This window comes from Fibrisoma limi BUZ 3 (assembly GCF_000296815.2).
Lineage (GTDB): Bacteria > Bacteroidota > Bacteroidia > Cytophagales > Spirosomataceae > Fibrisoma > Fibrisoma limi.
In genome coordinates this window covers 573,209-587,369 of the sequence record NZ_CAIT01000006.1, presented here as the reverse complement: position 1 = coordinate 587,369, position 14,161 = coordinate 573,209, and the positions used below count along the sequence as shown (strand labels likewise).

The 14,161-nt window shown below is 53.5% G+C and carries 13 protein-coding genes; 7 read left to right on the top strand and 6 right to left on the bottom strand.

Going from position 1 to position 14,161, the window contains the following annotated elements:
- Window positions 1-81 precede the first annotated feature (81 nt).
- Both BN8_RS10345 and BN8_RS10340 read left to right on the top strand, forming a co-directional pair.
- Window positions 82-756, top strand: coding sequence for a YMGG-like glycine zipper-containing protein (locus tag BN8_RS10345; RefSeq protein WP_009281806.1), 675 nt, complete (start codon window positions 82-84; stop codon window positions 754-756).
- A gap of 81 nt (window positions 757-837) precedes the next feature.
- Window positions 838-1,293, top strand: a complete 456-nt coding sequence (locus BN8_RS10340; protein ID WP_009281805.1) for a YybH family protein — start codon at window positions 838-840, stop codon at window positions 1,291-1,293.
- A gap of 78 nt (window positions 1,294-1,371) precedes the next feature.
- On the opposite strand, the gene BN8_RS10335 is transcribed toward BN8_RS10340, so the two are convergent.
- Entirely contained in the window at window positions 1,372-2,067 is a 696-nt protein-coding gene (locus BN8_RS10335; RefSeq protein WP_009281804.1) for a pseudouridine synthase, read from the bottom strand.
- An 89-nt stretch (window positions 2,068-2,156) separates the two neighbouring features.
- Here BN8_RS10335 and BN8_RS10330 point away from each other — a divergent pair, with 89 nt between their 5' ends.
- Window positions 2,157-3,245, top strand: coding sequence for a Gfo/Idh/MocA family protein (locus BN8_RS10330; RefSeq protein ID WP_009281803.1), 1,089 nt, complete (start codon window positions 2,157-2,159; stop codon window positions 3,243-3,245).
- Window positions 3,246-3,388: 143 nt separating this feature from the next.
- Here BN8_RS10330 and BN8_RS10325 read toward each other — a convergent pair whose 3' ends face one another.
- The 5 genes from BN8_RS10325 to BN8_RS10305 form a co-directional block, all read right to left on the bottom strand.
- The gene (locus tag BN8_RS10325) at window positions 3,389-4,060 is read right to left on the bottom strand and encodes an NAD-dependent epimerase/dehydratase family protein (protein ID WP_009281802.1); all 672 of its coding nucleotides are present in this window, start codon (window positions 4,058-4,060) and stop codon (window positions 3,389-3,391) included.
- Between the two features lie 32 nt (window positions 4,061-4,092).
- A complete protein-coding gene (locus BN8_RS10320) occupies window positions 4,093-4,533 on the bottom strand; it encodes a nuclear transport factor 2 family protein (RefSeq protein WP_009281801.1) in 441 nt (146 codons plus the stop codon).
- A 51-nt stretch (window positions 4,534-4,584) separates the two neighbouring features.
- On the bottom strand, window positions 4,585-4,899 hold the full coding sequence (gene rhaM / locus BN8_RS10315; RefSeq protein WP_009281800.1) for an L-rhamnose mutarotase: 315 nt from the start codon (window positions 4,897-4,899) through the stop codon (window positions 4,585-4,587).
- Between the two features lie 9 nt (window positions 4,900-4,908).
- Window positions 4,909-8,421: a ThuA domain-containing protein gene (locus BN8_RS10310; protein ID WP_009281799.1), complete on the bottom strand. Its 3,513-nt coding sequence runs from the start codon at window positions 8,419-8,421 to the stop codon at window positions 4,909-4,911.
- A 219-nt stretch (window positions 8,422-8,640) separates the two neighbouring features.
- Window positions 8,641-9,120 carry a cytochrome c gene (locus tag BN8_RS10305; protein WP_009281797.1) on the bottom strand — a complete coding sequence of 160 codons (480 nt, stop codon included), beginning with the start codon at window positions 9,118-9,120 and terminating at the stop codon, window positions 8,641-8,643.
- Between the two features lie 375 nt (window positions 9,121-9,495).
- On the opposite strand from BN8_RS10305, the gene BN8_RS10300 reads away from it, so the two are divergent.
- The 4 genes from BN8_RS10300 (at window position 9,496) to BN8_RS10285 (ending at window position 14,157) form a co-directional block, all read left to right on the top strand.
- Entirely contained in the window at window positions 9,496-11,013 is a 1,518-nt protein-coding gene (locus BN8_RS10300) for an ankyrin repeat domain-containing protein (protein ID WP_040005713.1), read from the top strand.
- A 2-nt stretch (window positions 11,014-11,015) separates the two neighbouring features.
- Window positions 11,016-11,519, top strand: a complete 504-nt coding sequence (locus BN8_RS10295; protein WP_009281795.1) for a DUF2271 domain-containing protein — start codon at window positions 11,016-11,018, stop codon at window positions 11,517-11,519.
- A 28-nt stretch (window positions 11,520-11,547) separates the two neighbouring features.
- On the top strand, window positions 11,548-13,743 hold the full coding sequence (locus BN8_RS10290; RefSeq protein ID WP_009281794.1) for a PepSY domain-containing protein: 2,196 nt from the start codon (window positions 11,548-11,550) through the stop codon (window positions 13,741-13,743).
- A 120-nt stretch (window positions 13,744-13,863) separates the two neighbouring features.
- Window positions 13,864-14,157 carry a DUF3861 domain-containing protein gene (locus BN8_RS10285; protein WP_009281793.1) on the top strand — a complete coding sequence of 98 codons (294 nt, stop codon included), beginning with the start codon at window positions 13,864-13,866 and terminating at the stop codon, window positions 14,155-14,157.
- Window positions 14,158-14,161: the final 4 nt, after the last annotated feature.

The following is a 14,161-nucleotide window of genomic DNA, read 5'->3' as shown; positions in this document are numbered from 1 at the left end:
CGGTCAACAATGAACAAAGGGTCATGCTCGTTGCGTTAGCAGGACAAGACCAAAACGGGTTTCACTAAACTAAACACAGTGATGAAAACGGTTCGATATAGTTTCGTCTGGATACTGCTGATCAGTATCCTGTTCGGCACCTCCGCTCAGGCTCAGCGTGCCTGGAATCCGACGACCAAAGGCACCGTAATCGGTGCGGGCGTTGGCGCAGCTACGGGAGCTATCATCAACAAGAAAAACCGCGCCGTGGGCGCTGTTGTAGGCGGTGTCGTTGGTGGGGCAGCCGGTTACGGCTACGCAAAGAGTAACGCTAAAAAACGCTGGAGCCCTCAGGCTAAAGGAACAGCGATTGGCGCAGGTGCCGGTGCCGCAGCCGGTGCCGTAATCAACAAGCGTAACCGGGCAGTGGGTGCCGTGATTGGCGGGGTGGCCGGTGGCGCGGCTGGATATGCCATCGGTAAGCACATCGACAATAAGCAGAAAGCACGGATTGCCGCGGCCGAACGGGCTGCCGCCGAACGTGAGGCCGCCCAGGAATCGAGAGAACTGGCCAGCGCCAACAACAATCGGGTATACACGGCGACCAATCCGAAACCGGCCTACAATGCCGCGGTCGTTGCCAAAAGTGCAGCCACAGCCCTGCCAACCAACGATCTGACGTCGTACCTGATAGATGGAATTTACCTGCCAAATGAATACTATGGCGATCAGAACTTCGCTTACAGTACGTCGGAGGTACGTCGCAAGAGCTGGTAAACCATCAATCCCCACTTAGCAACCAAAGGCCGGCGGCCGGTTCTTTCTTGCCGCCGGCAATCCACTCAAAACAACAAAGCGATGAAAGCTTTCCTGAATATTCTGATCATCATGGCCACGTTAACCGCTTGCTCAAAACCGGAACAGGCCGTCAACATACAATCCCTCAATCAGCAATTCATCAACGCCTGGAATGCCAAAGACGCCGAAAAAATCGTCAGCTTCCTGGCGGATGACGTACAGTTTCTCCAGGGCGAAACCCATTTTACCGGCAAGTCGGAGGTGTCAAAGCGCTGGGTACAGGAAACACTACCAACGCTGGCCGGACTGAAAACGAGCGTAGTTAGCTCCGGCACGGATAACACCACGGCTTATGAAGCCGGTACCTTTTCGGTAGACGTGCTCCCAACCAGCGCCAACCTGCCCCGCGGCTACGGTGAAGGCAACTTTATCCTGCTGTGGAAGAAAGGGCAGGATAACAACTGGAAGCTGAGCTACGCCCAACTAGAAGACCTGCCGGTGCGGGCTAAGAACTAAACAGAGGATGACATGTACTAAAAAAGCCTGGTTTCAACGAGAGACCAGGCTTTTTGGTTAGATAGCCTACAAAAGGCTTCATGCTCCAAACAGTAACGCTACCATCCGGGTAAACTCGGCCTGCAGCGGTGCCTCAACCATAATTATCTCTGACGTATCAGGAGGCCGGAATTGCAACCGGCTGGCGTGCAGCAGCATGGTGGTCATACTGAACTGGTCCTTAAACAGCTTGTTCTGTTTGTTGCACCCGTGTGGCCGATCGCCAATGATGGGGTGCAGGACATGGGCCATATGCTTCCGTAGCTGGTGCATACGGCCGGTGGTGGGTGTCAGCTCGACCAGGGAATATCGCGACGTAGAGTGTTTTCCGAACGCCAGCGGAATTTCGGTTCGTTGCAGAGTATTCACTCTTGTCACCGCTTCCTGCAACACGCCATCTTCCCGTCGGAGCGGGTAATCGATCACCTGCTCATCGGGCGTATAGCCACGAACAATGGCCAGGTACGTCTTCGCTACCTGACCGTCGGCAAACTGTTGCTGCATGGCCGCATTCATGGATTCGGTCAACGCAAAAAGGAGAACGCCCCCCGTTTTGCGGTCGAGCCGGTGAACCGGATACACCCGCTGTCCAAGCTGGTCACGCAGCAACTGCACGGCAAATTCACTGGCATCACTCGCAATCGGCGACCGATGAACCAGCAGCCCGTGCGGCTTATTGATCGCGACCAGTTCGGCGGACTGATACAGAATGGGCAGTTGTTGGGTTACGATCATATTAAAATTTCAGGTTCCAAGTTTCAGGATAGATACGGAGCTATTTCTTTTCGGAAGACTACTTTTGCAGTTCATTTCAACTTACAAGTATGTCTATTCCGAATCCCTCCCAATCGCTGCGCGTTCTTGTCGTTGGCTGCGGAAATATGGGCGCTTCACACGCTACAGCCTATCATACCCTGGATGGCTTCGAGATCTGCGGTATTGTTTCGACCGGCAAAAGTAAGGAAGTTCTGAATGAACGGCTCGGTGGCGGCTATCACTTGTTCAGCGATTATGCAACCGCTCTGGCCGAGACCCGACCCGATGCCGTCTGCATTTCCACCTATCCTGATACACACGAAGCCTTCGCCATCATGGCCTTTGAGCAGGGCTGCCACGTATTTATCGAGAAACCTGTTGCCGATACGGTCGAAGGGGCCAGACGCGTCGTAGCAGCCGCCGAGAAAGCCGGCAAAAAGCTGGTGGTAGGCTACATTTTGCGCCACCATCCGTCGTGGGAGAAGTTTGTAGAAGTTGCCCAGACCATGGGCAAGCCGCTGGTGATGCGGATGAACCTTAACCAGCAGAGCCACGGCCAGATGTGGACCGTTCACCGGAACCTGATGAAAAGCCTGAGCCCGATCGTTGACTGTGGGGTTCATTATATCGACGTAATGTGCCAGATGACCCGCTCGAAACCCGTGCAGGTGAACGCCATCGGTGCCCGGCTCACCAACGATATTCCGGCCGATAACTACAATTACGGCCAGTTACAGATTCGGTTTGAGGATGGTTCCGTAGGCTGGTACGAAGCCGGCTGGGGCCCCATGATGAGCGAGACCGCCTTCTTCGTTAAGGACGTAATCGGCCCGAAAGGATGCGTATCCATCGTCGCGAAAAATGCTGGTTCCACCGGCCAGTCGGATAATGTTGATGCCCACACCAAAACGGAATCCCTGCGCGTGCATTACGCCGATCTCACCACCGACGACCACTTTGTTCAGCCCGATGCGTGGATCGACATGCAGGACGAGCCCGACCACCAGGAACTCTGCAACCGCGAGCAACGGTATTTCCTGCGCGCCATCCGGGAAAACCTCGACCTGACTGATCACATGCAGGATGCAGTCAATAGCCTACAAATAGCCTTCGCCTGCGATGAGTCCGTTCGTACGGGCCAGCCGGTGATGTTGTAAAATTTCAGGTTTTAGTTATTACCCCAAACCCCTGAAGGGGCTTAGCGCTGCTTTATCAGGTTTTTTAACCTAGCCGAGCTAAGCCCCTTCAGGGGTTTAGGGTAATAATTTCAGGTGTGTTTGGGGTATTACGCGCAACCGACTTACCGAACCGCCAGTTGCACAATGTCTTTCACTTCCAGCACGGATTTGTCGTACCCTTTGGTTACGGTGTTAATCATCGCACGGCCAAGCTCCTCCAGGGTACAGAACCCCGCCGGATAAAGCACCCGTCCGATCGGGTAAAGCCAGGCCAGATACGTGTAGTAACTTTTCACGTTTTTAGCCCCTTCAGACGCTCGCAGGAAGCCGGGGCGGAACATGTAGGCAGCCTTGAACGGCAGTTGCAACAGCGCGTTTTCGGTTTTGCCTTTCACCCGTGCCCACATCAGCCGCCCCTGTTCGGTGCTGTCAGTGCCTGCTCCCGATACGTAGCAGAACGTCATGCCGGGATTTAGGCGGACGAGCGTCCGGGCTACGTGCTGGGTCAGGTCGTACGTCAGGCGATGGTAGTCAGCTTCGTTCATGCCGACGGACGATACACCCAGACAAAAAAAGCAGGCGTTATAGCCTGCCAGTTGATCTTCAATGGCCGAGAAATCGAAGAAATCAGTATGGATGAGTTCGGTCAGTTTTGGATGCGATACACCACCGGGTTTCCGATTGATAACTAACACCCGTTCGACATCCGGGTGCTTCAGGCATTCGTGCAGTACCCCCTCGCCTACCATGCCGGTTGCGCCGGTAATTATAGCCCTGATTGGTTTCGATTCCATAAGCGTATTACCGACGTTTCGGTGATGGTTGGTTAGATTTTAACCGCTTGCCGGGCCAGCAGCTTCCAGTCGCCTTTCTGCTTCACCCAGACCAGCAGCACACCAAGCTTAACCTGACCAGCCACGCCTTTGTTGTTGGTTTCGCCCGATAGCTTATGCCGAACCATCGCGGTATTGTCCACCACCGTAACGCTCTGGTCAGTCAGGTCGATACTTTTGAAGTCAGAAGCTCCACTGACCAGCGCTTCCACAAAAGCGGCCTTGTCTTCAATATTTCCGTTCGAATGGCCGTAGCTCAGGTCGTTGGCGGCCAGGGCTTCGAGGGTCGCCTTATCGGGATCGATCATGGCTTTTCGTAGTTTTTCGACCGCCTGCGTAACAGCCTGTTTATCGTCAACCTTTCCGGAACCGGGTAAAACGACCAGCGTTCCGGCAGTAATCAGCGCAAGGGCAAGGAGTTTAATGGATTTCATGGGGTTTGGTTTATGGGTTTTAGTCAATACTTGATAGACAAGGATTTCAGATTAGTCGCTGTGGAACACGCGTTCCAGGGGTTGCACCACCGGCGAATTGTCGGGATTGGTATCCATCAGATCGGCCATGTAGGCCCACCAGCGCTGCATAATCGACAGCATCGGCAAGTCATCAGCGCGGTGGCCTTCAAGCCGTTTCTGAACGGCAAACAACGTACCGCTGCTCCGGTCGAGATAGATTGAATAGTCCCGGATGCCGGCGTCAGCCAGGGCGGCCGAGAGCTCGGGCCAGATTTCATCGTGTCGCCGTTTGTATTCGGCTTCTACTCCCGGTCGGAGCTTCATTGTAAAGGCAATTTCTTCCATTACACGTAGTTACTGATTGAAGAGAACGGTATTGAGCTGGATGATTTCATTCGTCGGCGGGGTCCGTTTAACCACCACAATATAAATGTCATGCTTTCCCAAGATGGGTTTCTCCAGTTCACCCGTCACCTGCCGGGTATTTTTCCAGTCACCCGTGGCGCTGTAGGGTGTCCGGCTAATTACCGGCCCGGCAAACGAATCGAGCCGCAGCTCAATCTCGCCGTCTTTGTTCAGCGACGAATACTCGTACGTAAGGGACTTGATGCACGTCAGGTCGATGTTTTTGTAAAGCAGATACGCTTTATGCCCACCGGCGCTCAGGCGGTTGCCCCAGCGCGGGAAACCAACGTACGCATCAGCATCGAGCGCCCGAACTTTTGCATTCCGGAGTGTTACGACATCCGTGGCCGTCAGCGGCCCGACTACCTTTCCGCCGTTGTCGGTGTAGGTCGCCACCAGTGTGTACTGACCGCGGGGTTCTTCAGCTTTGTGCTCGTTTAGGGCCAGTGCACCTTCGAGTGGAACGGTCACCTGCTTCTGCTCGTCAGTCAGCGAAAAGATATACTTCACCATCTCCTGCGCATCCTGCATCGGTATCTGCGGGTGCGCACTCATGAGATGGTCTTTGCTCCAGCTTCCGCCCCCGCCCTCAATGATTTTTTTCGCCAGGCGCTCGGTAATCCCCGGCTGGCCTTTGTATCGACTGGCTACGGCCAGGAACGTCGGGCCGACCGATGGTTTGTCGATGGTGTGACAGGCTTTGCAGTCGCTGTTGGCGATGAGTGTTTTCCCAAGCGAACCGTTGCCGATAGCATCCAGATTCTGGTGCCCCTGCTGCGGAGCGGCCGGCGTATTGCCCGGCTGGGCGCTGTACGCATAAAACACCCTGACGCGCTTCGGGTCAACCGTCGCATCTTCTTTATCGGCTACTTTCACTGAGTACGTAAACGGCTTGCCTTCCCAGAAAAACGATTTGTTGCCGGTCGACGTAATGGCGACTTCCGGTTTGGCGTTACCTACCTTCACGACGACCGTATCCATGCCTACCAGACCGGTCTGGTCGCTCACTTTCAGGATGGCGTTGTAAACACCCGGCTGAGTGTAGGTGTACGTTGCACCGGGCTTTGTCGCCCCTACGGTTTTGCCGTCAAACAGCCATTGGTACGTCAGTTTGTCGTCCTGGTCCAGATCAGTACCACGACCGCTGAAACTTACCCGTAGTGGAGCCTGCCCAACGGCTTCCTTGATGGGTGGTACATTCCGGCCGTCTGAGGTTAAATAAGCCCGGGCTCTCGATTGCGCAACGGCCACCGAATCAACGACACCCGCGAGCGCTACCGGTGCCCGATTGCCCGTATTGTATTCAATTTTGACCAGCCGGGCATCGTCGTTATCAGCGCCGTAGACCGAGCCGTATTCCAGCATGTACATCACACCGTCTTTACTGAAAGCCAGATCGATCGGCCGGCGAAAATCTCCGTTTGTGGCCATAAACGGCTCCGTGCGCAGGTAGTTCTCGTTCTGATCGAAACGGGCCACTACCACCCAGTTCCGCATCCAGTCGAAGATAAACAGCCCCCCGTCGTAGTATTCCGGGAACTTACTCCTCGACGTTGAGTTGCGGTCGTACGTATAGAACGCACCCGCCATGGCGCTTCGGCCACCCTGACCCAGCTCCGGAAACTCTTTGGAAGCCGCGTAGGGGTACCAGATCATGGCCGACGTAGCCTGTGGCAGGTTTTTCAGACCGGTATTATTCACCGAACTGTTGACGGGTGCCTTAGGGTCAAACGTCGGTCCGGCTACGTTGGTGGCAAAATCCAGATCCGGATAGGGCTGGCTGTTGCCGATGAACAGCGGCCAACCGTGGTTCCCCGGCTTTTTGGCCTGGTTGAACTCGTCATACCCCCGCGGCCCGATGGTACTGTCTTTACCGGCATCCGGCCCGATTTCGCCCCAGTACAACACCGACGATCTTGGATTGACGGCAATACGGTACGGGTTTCGCAGCCCCATGGTGTAGATTTCGGGCCGGGTCTGCGCCAAACCTTTCGGAAAAAGGTTGCCGTCCGGAATGGTATACGTACCGTCCGGTTGAGGTTTGATACGGAGCACTTTCCCGCGTAAATCATTGGTATTAGCCGCCGAACGCTGCGCATCCAGCGTCAGATGGTCGGGGCGTTCGTCGATGGGTGCGTAGCCGTTAGACGGGAACGGGTTCGTATTATCGCCGGTCGAGAGGTACAGATTGCCTTCTTTATCCCAGGCAAACGACCCGCCGTGGTGAGCGCTGGCTTCAAACTCATGCGGAATCTTCAGAAGTACTTTTTCCGAAGCCAGATCGATCGTGTTATCGTTGTTGACGACAAACCGGGACAGGTGATAATTGACCGGATTTTTGTCGGTCATTGGCGAATAATACAGGTAGAGAAAGTGGTTGGTCGCAAAGTTCGGATCGACCGTAACACCCTGTACACCAAAGCCCTGCTTGGTCGTTACGCTGAATTTGTGCATGACTTTGCTTTGGTTTGTCCGCGGGTCGTAGACCGACAGATTACCACTCCGTTCGGTGAAGAAAACGCGTCCTGAATTGCCACCCCCTTCGTCGGCGATGGCCAGTTCCATCGGCTCGTTGAGGTCGTTGACCAGTACGGTCTTCACGAAGCGGTTTTCTTCGGGCATTACCACCGCATACGCCTTCCGGTAGTTCAGCGGCTCGCCCTTGCCCATAACGTAGTTGAGACCACCCAGTAAGTGCTTGACAAACAACGGTTCGCTGTAACTGGCATTTTCGTGGCCACCACCGGTGTAAAACGCCCGGCCACCGTCGAATTCATGGTACCACGCGATAGGGTGATTGCTGCCGTTGGTGCCGCCTTCGTACGTATTTTCGTCAAGGCTTGCCAGTACGTTCAGGTCGGTATAAAACGAGCGGTAATTGTACCATTCGTCGGTACGCTCCCAGCGGTCGGGCAGGTGAGCCGTCGACGGGTGGTTTTTGTCGGTTACGTCGATGGTGGCTTTCCGCACGTTCGGGTTACTGGGGTGGCTGGCAAAATAGCCGCCTACCAGTTTATTATACCACGGCCAGTCGTATTCGGTATCGGCGGCCGCGTGGATACCCATGTAGCCCCCTCCTGCCTGAATATACCGCTCAAAAGCAGCCTGCTGCTCAGGATTCAGTACGTTTCCGGTCGTGCTCAGGAATACAACGGCCTCGTAATTACGCAGGCTGTCGTCGGTGAAGTACGCGGCATTCTTAGTCGTATCGACCCGAAAGTTATTCTCCTGTCCCAGTTTCTGGATGGCCGCAATACCATACGGGATTGACCCGTGGAAGTAGCCCTTTGTTTTAGAGAAAACCAGCACCCGACGCGGGGCTGCCGACGCCGACGATGTAGTGGTGGCTGCGGTTTGTGTGCTAGCGTTCTGGGTTCTCAGGCAGGCGTATAGGCTAACGGTAGCGCCGACGGTCAGGAACAATCGGAGCCAGGGTTTCGTCGACGACGGTAACCGAATCATGGTGTAATAAAAGTTGAGGGTTTATTGCCGTAACCGGGAAAGAAGGGTGTTAATACTCCTTTTTCCACCGATACAGGTACAGCAGCTTAAGGCAATTGGTCAATAAAAACTACTCATTTTTATAAACAGCAGCTACGTTTGTCGACGTTGCAGAGGCAATGAAAGCTGTCAGGATTCTGATTTTATAGAGCTTAAGCTCCGAATAACACTGGTACCGTTTCAATTGGCGGCTCCGGCCGGATCGACATACGCCAGTATAGCCTTGATGTTCTCATCGGTCAGGTTCGGGAAGTTCGACATTGGAATCTTATTGTACTTATTATAGACCTGTACCGCATACGGATCACCACTGGCTACAACGGCCTGCGAATTACGTATCCAGTTAATCAGCCAGGCTTCGCCGGGAGTCCGCGCTTTTACGCCTTTCAGACCAGGCCCCACAACCACCTCCTCCGTTACGGCATGGCATTGCGCACAGTTATTGGTAAACAATTCTTTTCCTTTTGTCTGCTGCTCGGTTAACGCAACCGGCTTTACAGCGCTGGCCGGCCCGCCCGCCTGTTGAGTAACTGCTGCGGGGCTGCTCTCGGCCGGGTACAAAAACGCCGATGAAAGCAGCAATATGATACAGAGAGTAACCAACCCGATCAGGCTTGCTAAAGCCATTGTCAACGGGCGAATGTAGGAAGTGGGGAGCATGGCGCTTGATTGTTGGAAACGGCTGAAATTTACAGGCCAGCCCTACACAACACAAGTAAACTATCAGCTATTTCTACGTTACGCCGGGCGTTCAAAACTCGCATACCGAATGCGATTAGTCGATGGGTACACAGCCATACGTATTACCCTGAAGCATTGGTTCCTAGGGCGCCTGCATCGGCAACAGAGAATCCACCACCACCCCGATTTGTGCTGTTTACACGTTAAAATCCTTTGAAACTGCGAGGAATTTAAGCCCACTCATTCTTATTTAGACTGATTCTTATTAGCTTTGCAGTCAGTTCACGTAAACCCGGCATCCACATGCCGACGTCCATACGTTTGCCCATACCCATCTTGTCTGTCTATAGTTTTATGAAAAGATTACTGAGTGTCCTTCTGGTAGGCTTTGCGCTCTCGGCTCAGGCTCAGAAAAACGTACTGCTGGATCAGTCGTTCTGGCAAAGTAAGCCGGATGTGAATCAGGTTAAAGCGGAGGTCGAGAAAGGCAGCAACCCATCGCAGCTCAACCCCATGGGATTTGACCCGGTCGTTATGGCGATCAACGCTGGTGCGCCCACCGAAACCGTCAAATACCTGTTGGCGCAACCGGGCAACGACGTGTCGAAGCTCACCCACGACGGACGTATCTACATACACTGGGCGGCTAACCGGGGCAACGTGGAACTGATGGAATATCTGCTCAGCAAAGGGTCGAAAGCCAATCTGGAGGATAATCACGGAATGACTGTCCTGAATTTTGCCGCAGCCACTGGCCAGCCCAATACGCAGGTGTATGACCTGTGCCTGAAGAACGGGGCCGATCTCAAAAAAGAGTTGAACCATGATGGTGCCAACGCCCTGCTGCTGGCCATCGCGAATGACAAGGACCTCAAGCTGACCGATTACTTTGTCGCAAAGGGGCTGGACTTGAAAAGCACGGATGCCGCTGGTAACAACGCCTTCAGTTACGCAGCTCGGGGCGGCAACATCAACACGATGAAAGCCCTGGTAGCGAAGGGCGTACCGGCACAGGACAACGCGTTCATCATGGCCAGTCAGGGGTCGCGCCGGGGCCCTAATTCGCCGGAAGTGTTCCAGTACCTGGAAAGCCTGAATCTGAAACCGACCGTAACCAACAAGAACGGCGAAAACGCCCTTCATGCGATTGTTCGCCGACCCCGCCAGAATGAGCTTATACAGTATTTTCTGAGCAAAGGCGTCGACGTCAATCAGGCCGATGAAGATGGCAATACGGTGTTCATGAATGCGGCTGCATCGAACCGGGACATCACCGTACTGGACCTGTTGCTCCCAAAGGTGAAAAACATTAACCAGGCGAACCAGAAAGGCGTAACGGCACTGGCTATGGCCGTAAAAGGCAATACGCCCGACGTAGTGAGTTATCTGCTAAGCAAAGGAGCCGACGTTGGTGTAACAGACAAAACTGGCGATAATCTGGCTGCGTATCTGATTCAGTCCAATCCGGCCATGGGCGGAGCACGGGGCGAAGGCGGTCCGCGCCCGGAGGGTGGCCCGCAAACTGACGACTTTACGGCGAAACTGAAACTGCTTCAGGACAAAGGACTTGACGTGAAGGCTCCGCAGAAAAACGGTAATACGTTGTATCATTTAGCCGTTGCCAAAAACGATCTGACGCTGCTGAAAAAGCTGGAACCTCTCCAGATCGACGTAAATGCGCGTAATAAAGAAGGCATTACGGCCCTGCACAAAGCAGCCATGATTTCGAAAGACGATGCCATGCTGAAATACCTGCTGTCGATCGGTGCCAAAAAAGACATTCCGACCAACTTCAAAGAAACCGCTTTCGATCTGGCCAGTGAAAACGAAACGCTGTCGAAAAGCAATATCTCGCTTAATTTCCTGAAATAAGTATGTCTTGTTTGCATAAAATCGGCTTACTGATGCTGACTTTGGTTTTTGCCAGTCCGTCAGCTTCAATAGCCCAACAATCGGGTACCTCTCAGTACAAGTGCATGATCCAGATGACCAACTACATGGGCGAGGGTGCCTATATTGTAGTTTCGCTGATCAACGGGAAAGGCGCTTACGAGAAAACCCTGTACGTATTGGGTTCCGATAAAAAATGGTACCCGGACGTAAAGGAATGGCATAAGGCTTTGGGCAAAAAAACGCCAAACATCAGTGCCATCACCGGGGCTTCGGTGGCCGGTGGCGACCGTAGCGTTGTAATGCTCGACATCGACAACGCCAAGATTAACAAGGACTACAAACTGCGGTTTGAAAGTGCGGTGGAGGACAAAAACTACCATGTCAAAGACCTGGAGATTCCGCTGACGACCGAGGCACTTTCTGCCAAGAGTGAAGGTACGGGGTATATCCGCTACGTACGTTTTAGCCCTAATACGAGCAACTGAGTTGCCCTTCTTAACAGCGGCCACCTCTATGACCATTTCTGTTTGGAGATACAGCCACTTAGCCCTAGCTGTATCTTCTTTTCTTTTATTGGCCCTGGCATCGATTACGGGCGTTATTCTGGCGTTCGAACCCGTATCGCAGAAAATGCAGCCGTACCGGGTCGATACCTTTTCTGAACTTACGCTGGCCCAGACGCTGCCGGTTCTGAAAAAAAACATTGCTGAAATCAGTGAGCTGAGCGTCGATGCCAACCAGTTTGTCCTGGTTAAGGGGAGCGACGAAAACGGCAAAAACCTAACCGCTTACGTCGATCCGCAGACGGGGAAAATCCTGGGAGAGCCTACTGAACAAAGCGAATTTTTCCAATGGGCCACCGCCCTGCACCGCTCGCTGTTTCTGAAAGAAATCGGTCGGTTTTTCATCGGACTAACTGCGTTTCTGTTGCTATTGATCACCGTTTCCGGCACCATGCTGATTATCCAGCGGCAACGGGGCCTGAAGCGTTTTTTTACCCGTATCGTGCGGGACAATTTTGCCCAATACTATCACGTCGTGCTGGGGCGGCTGTCGCTGATCCCGATCTTCGTCATTGCGCTGTCGGGGACGTATCTGTCGCTGGAACGCTTCGGTTTGGTCAATACGGAGAAAATCTCGCCCAGGGTCAATTTTGACGCCATTCAGTCAAAACCACAACGGCAACTGGCCGACTTTGCGGTGTTTAACGACATCCGACTGTCGGAGGTTCAGCGCATTGAGTTTCCGTTTTCGGACGATGTCGAAGATTATTACACGCTGAAGCTCAAGGATCGTGAACTGACGGTCAACCAGATTACGGGTGATATTCTCAGCGACGACCGGTATCCAACCGCCGTCCTGCTGACGAATTTAAGTCTCGACCTTCATACGGGCCGGGCGAATGCTCTATGGGCCATCATTCTGGCTGTGGCTGCGGGCAACATCCTCTTTTTCATCTATTCCGGTTTTGCCATTACGTGGAAGCGACGGGCCAATCGCGTCAGAAACAACTACTCAGCCGACGAAAGCCGGTTTATTATTCTGGTCGGGTCGGAGAACGGCAGTACCTTCCGGTTTGCCCAGCTCATTCACCAGCAGTTGCTCAACCAGGGAGAAAAATCCTTCCTGACCGAGTTCAACAAGTACACTGTTTTTCCGAAAGCAGAGCACCTGATTGCGCTGACTGCTACGTATGGCCTCGGTGATGCGCCGACCAATGCCAGACGGTTTGCCACGCTGGTTGAGCAATACCCGCAGCCACAACCGGTGCGCTATTCAGTGCTTGGTTTTGGGTCACACGCCTACCCCGACTTCTGTAAATTTGCCTTCGAGGTAAATCAGTTGCTGTCCCGGCAATCCTGGGCGGTTCCGCTGGTGGATATTCATACGGTTAATGACAAGTCGCCGGAGGAGTTTGGTTTGTGGGCCGAAGCCTGGTCCCAGCAAACCAAGCTACCAATGTCGGTTTCGTCGGATTTGCTGAAAACCCCGCCCCCCAAGCTTGATACGCTAACCGTTACGGACAACACCCGCACCGCACAGCCAGACGGTACGTTTCTGGTTCGGTTGCGAGCCAACCGTAGAAACGGCGTTACGTCGGGCGACTTGCTGGCCATCTACCCAGCCAACGACCACCGCGAACGGTTGTACTCCATTGGCGTATTGGACCATGAGCTTCAACTCAGCGTCCGGCTGCATCCTGGCGGGTTTGGCTCTGGCTTTTTACACGAACTAACGCCCGGCCAAACGATTCAGGCCCGGGTTGTCAGCAACAACCATTTCCACTTCCCGCAAAAAGCGCCGGAGGTGGTCATGATTGCCAATGGCACCGGTATCGCTCCGTTTTTAGGCATGATCAGCGAGAACAAGCAGCAAATACCCTGTCATTTATACTGCGGTTTCCGGCAACGTGCCTCGTTTACTATGTATCGGGAATTTCTGGAAGCAAGCCAGTCCGCGCAGCAACTTACTACCCTCCACGTGGCTTATTCACGGGAAGGCGACAAACAGTACGTTAGTAACCTGCTCACCCGCGACGCCGACTTTATTGCCAATGTACTGGCAATGAACGGCGTACTGATGATCTGTGGATCGCTGGGCATGCAAAAGGATGTCCTCGAACTGCTGGAAACCATCTGCCAGACCAAATTGGGCAAGTCCGTCAGCGATTATCAGTCGCACAGCCAGATTCTGATGGACTGTTACTAGCGGTTTGTTTACAGTCTCCGGCGGCATCACGTAGTAAATGCTACCTCACTATTCGGCTTCAAACCAAAACCCTTGCCTGAGCAAGCCGTTTGTCTTTTGAGCATAGCAGCCAGCAAGAGCATGGAAAAGAAAACCAATACATATCATCTGACCTTAACGCTCCAACAGTATGCAAACGGTCAGAGCGAACCACCCAGGGCGTTAGCGTTCGATTTTACGAACCACGATGAACTCTTTGACATTATTGACAGGATTCGGGCTAAAGATCCGTTTGGTGACCCTTCGCAAGCCACCGAGTTTGCGCTTGGTTTAAAACTATTCAGTGAAGTGATGATCAGGCATCGTAACCATCCGCTGTTTGAGGAACTTGGTCCCGCCTTCGGCAGCTTCATGAAGCGCCTGAAACGTATGTAAGACC

Excerpts from the sequence above, each read along its gene's own strand:
- BN8_RS10345 (WP_009281806.1), top strand. The coding sequence starts at position 82 with ATGAAAACGGTTCGATATAGTTTCGTCTGGATACTGCTGATCAGTATC.
- BN8_RS10340 (WP_009281805.1), top strand. The coding sequence starts at position 838 with ATGAAAGCTTTCCTGAATATTCTGATCATCATGGCCACGTTAACCGCT.
- BN8_RS10335 (WP_009281804.1), bottom strand. The coding sequence starts at position 2,067 with ATGATCGTAACCCAACAACTGCCCATTCTGTATCAGTCCGCCGAACTG.
- BN8_RS10330 (WP_009281803.1), top strand. The coding sequence starts at position 2,157 with ATGTCTATTCCGAATCCCTCCCAATCGCTGCGCGTTCTTGTCGTTGGC.
- BN8_RS10325 (WP_009281802.1), bottom strand. The coding sequence starts at position 4,060 with ATGGAATCGAAACCAATCAGGGCTATAATTACCGGCGCAACCGGCATG.
- BN8_RS10320 (WP_009281801.1), bottom strand. The coding sequence starts at position 4,533 with ATGAAATCCATTAAACTCCTTGCCCTTGCGCTGATTACTGCCGGAACG.
- rhaM (WP_009281800.1), bottom strand. The coding sequence starts at position 4,899 with ATGGAAGAAATTGCCTTTACAATGAAGCTCCGACCGGGAGTAGAAGCC.
- BN8_RS10310 (WP_009281799.1), bottom strand. The coding sequence starts at position 8,421 with ATGATTCGGTTACCGTCGTCGACGAAACCCTGGCTCCGATTGTTCCTG.
- BN8_RS10305 (WP_009281797.1), bottom strand. The coding sequence starts at position 9,120 with ATGCTCCCCACTTCCTACATTCGCCCGTTGACAATGGCTTTAGCAAGC.
- BN8_RS10300 (WP_040005713.1), top strand. The coding sequence starts at position 9,496 with ATGAAAAGATTACTGAGTGTCCTTCTGGTAGGCTTTGCGCTCTCGGCT.
- BN8_RS10295 (WP_009281795.1), top strand. The coding sequence starts at position 11,016 with ATGTCTTGTTTGCATAAAATCGGCTTACTGATGCTGACTTTGGTTTTT.
- BN8_RS10290 (WP_009281794.1), top strand. The coding sequence starts at position 11,548 with ATGACCATTTCTGTTTGGAGATACAGCCACTTAGCCCTAGCTGTATCT.
- BN8_RS10285 (WP_009281793.1), top strand. The coding sequence starts at position 13,864 with ATGGAAAAGAAAACCAATACATATCATCTGACCTTAACGCTCCAACAG.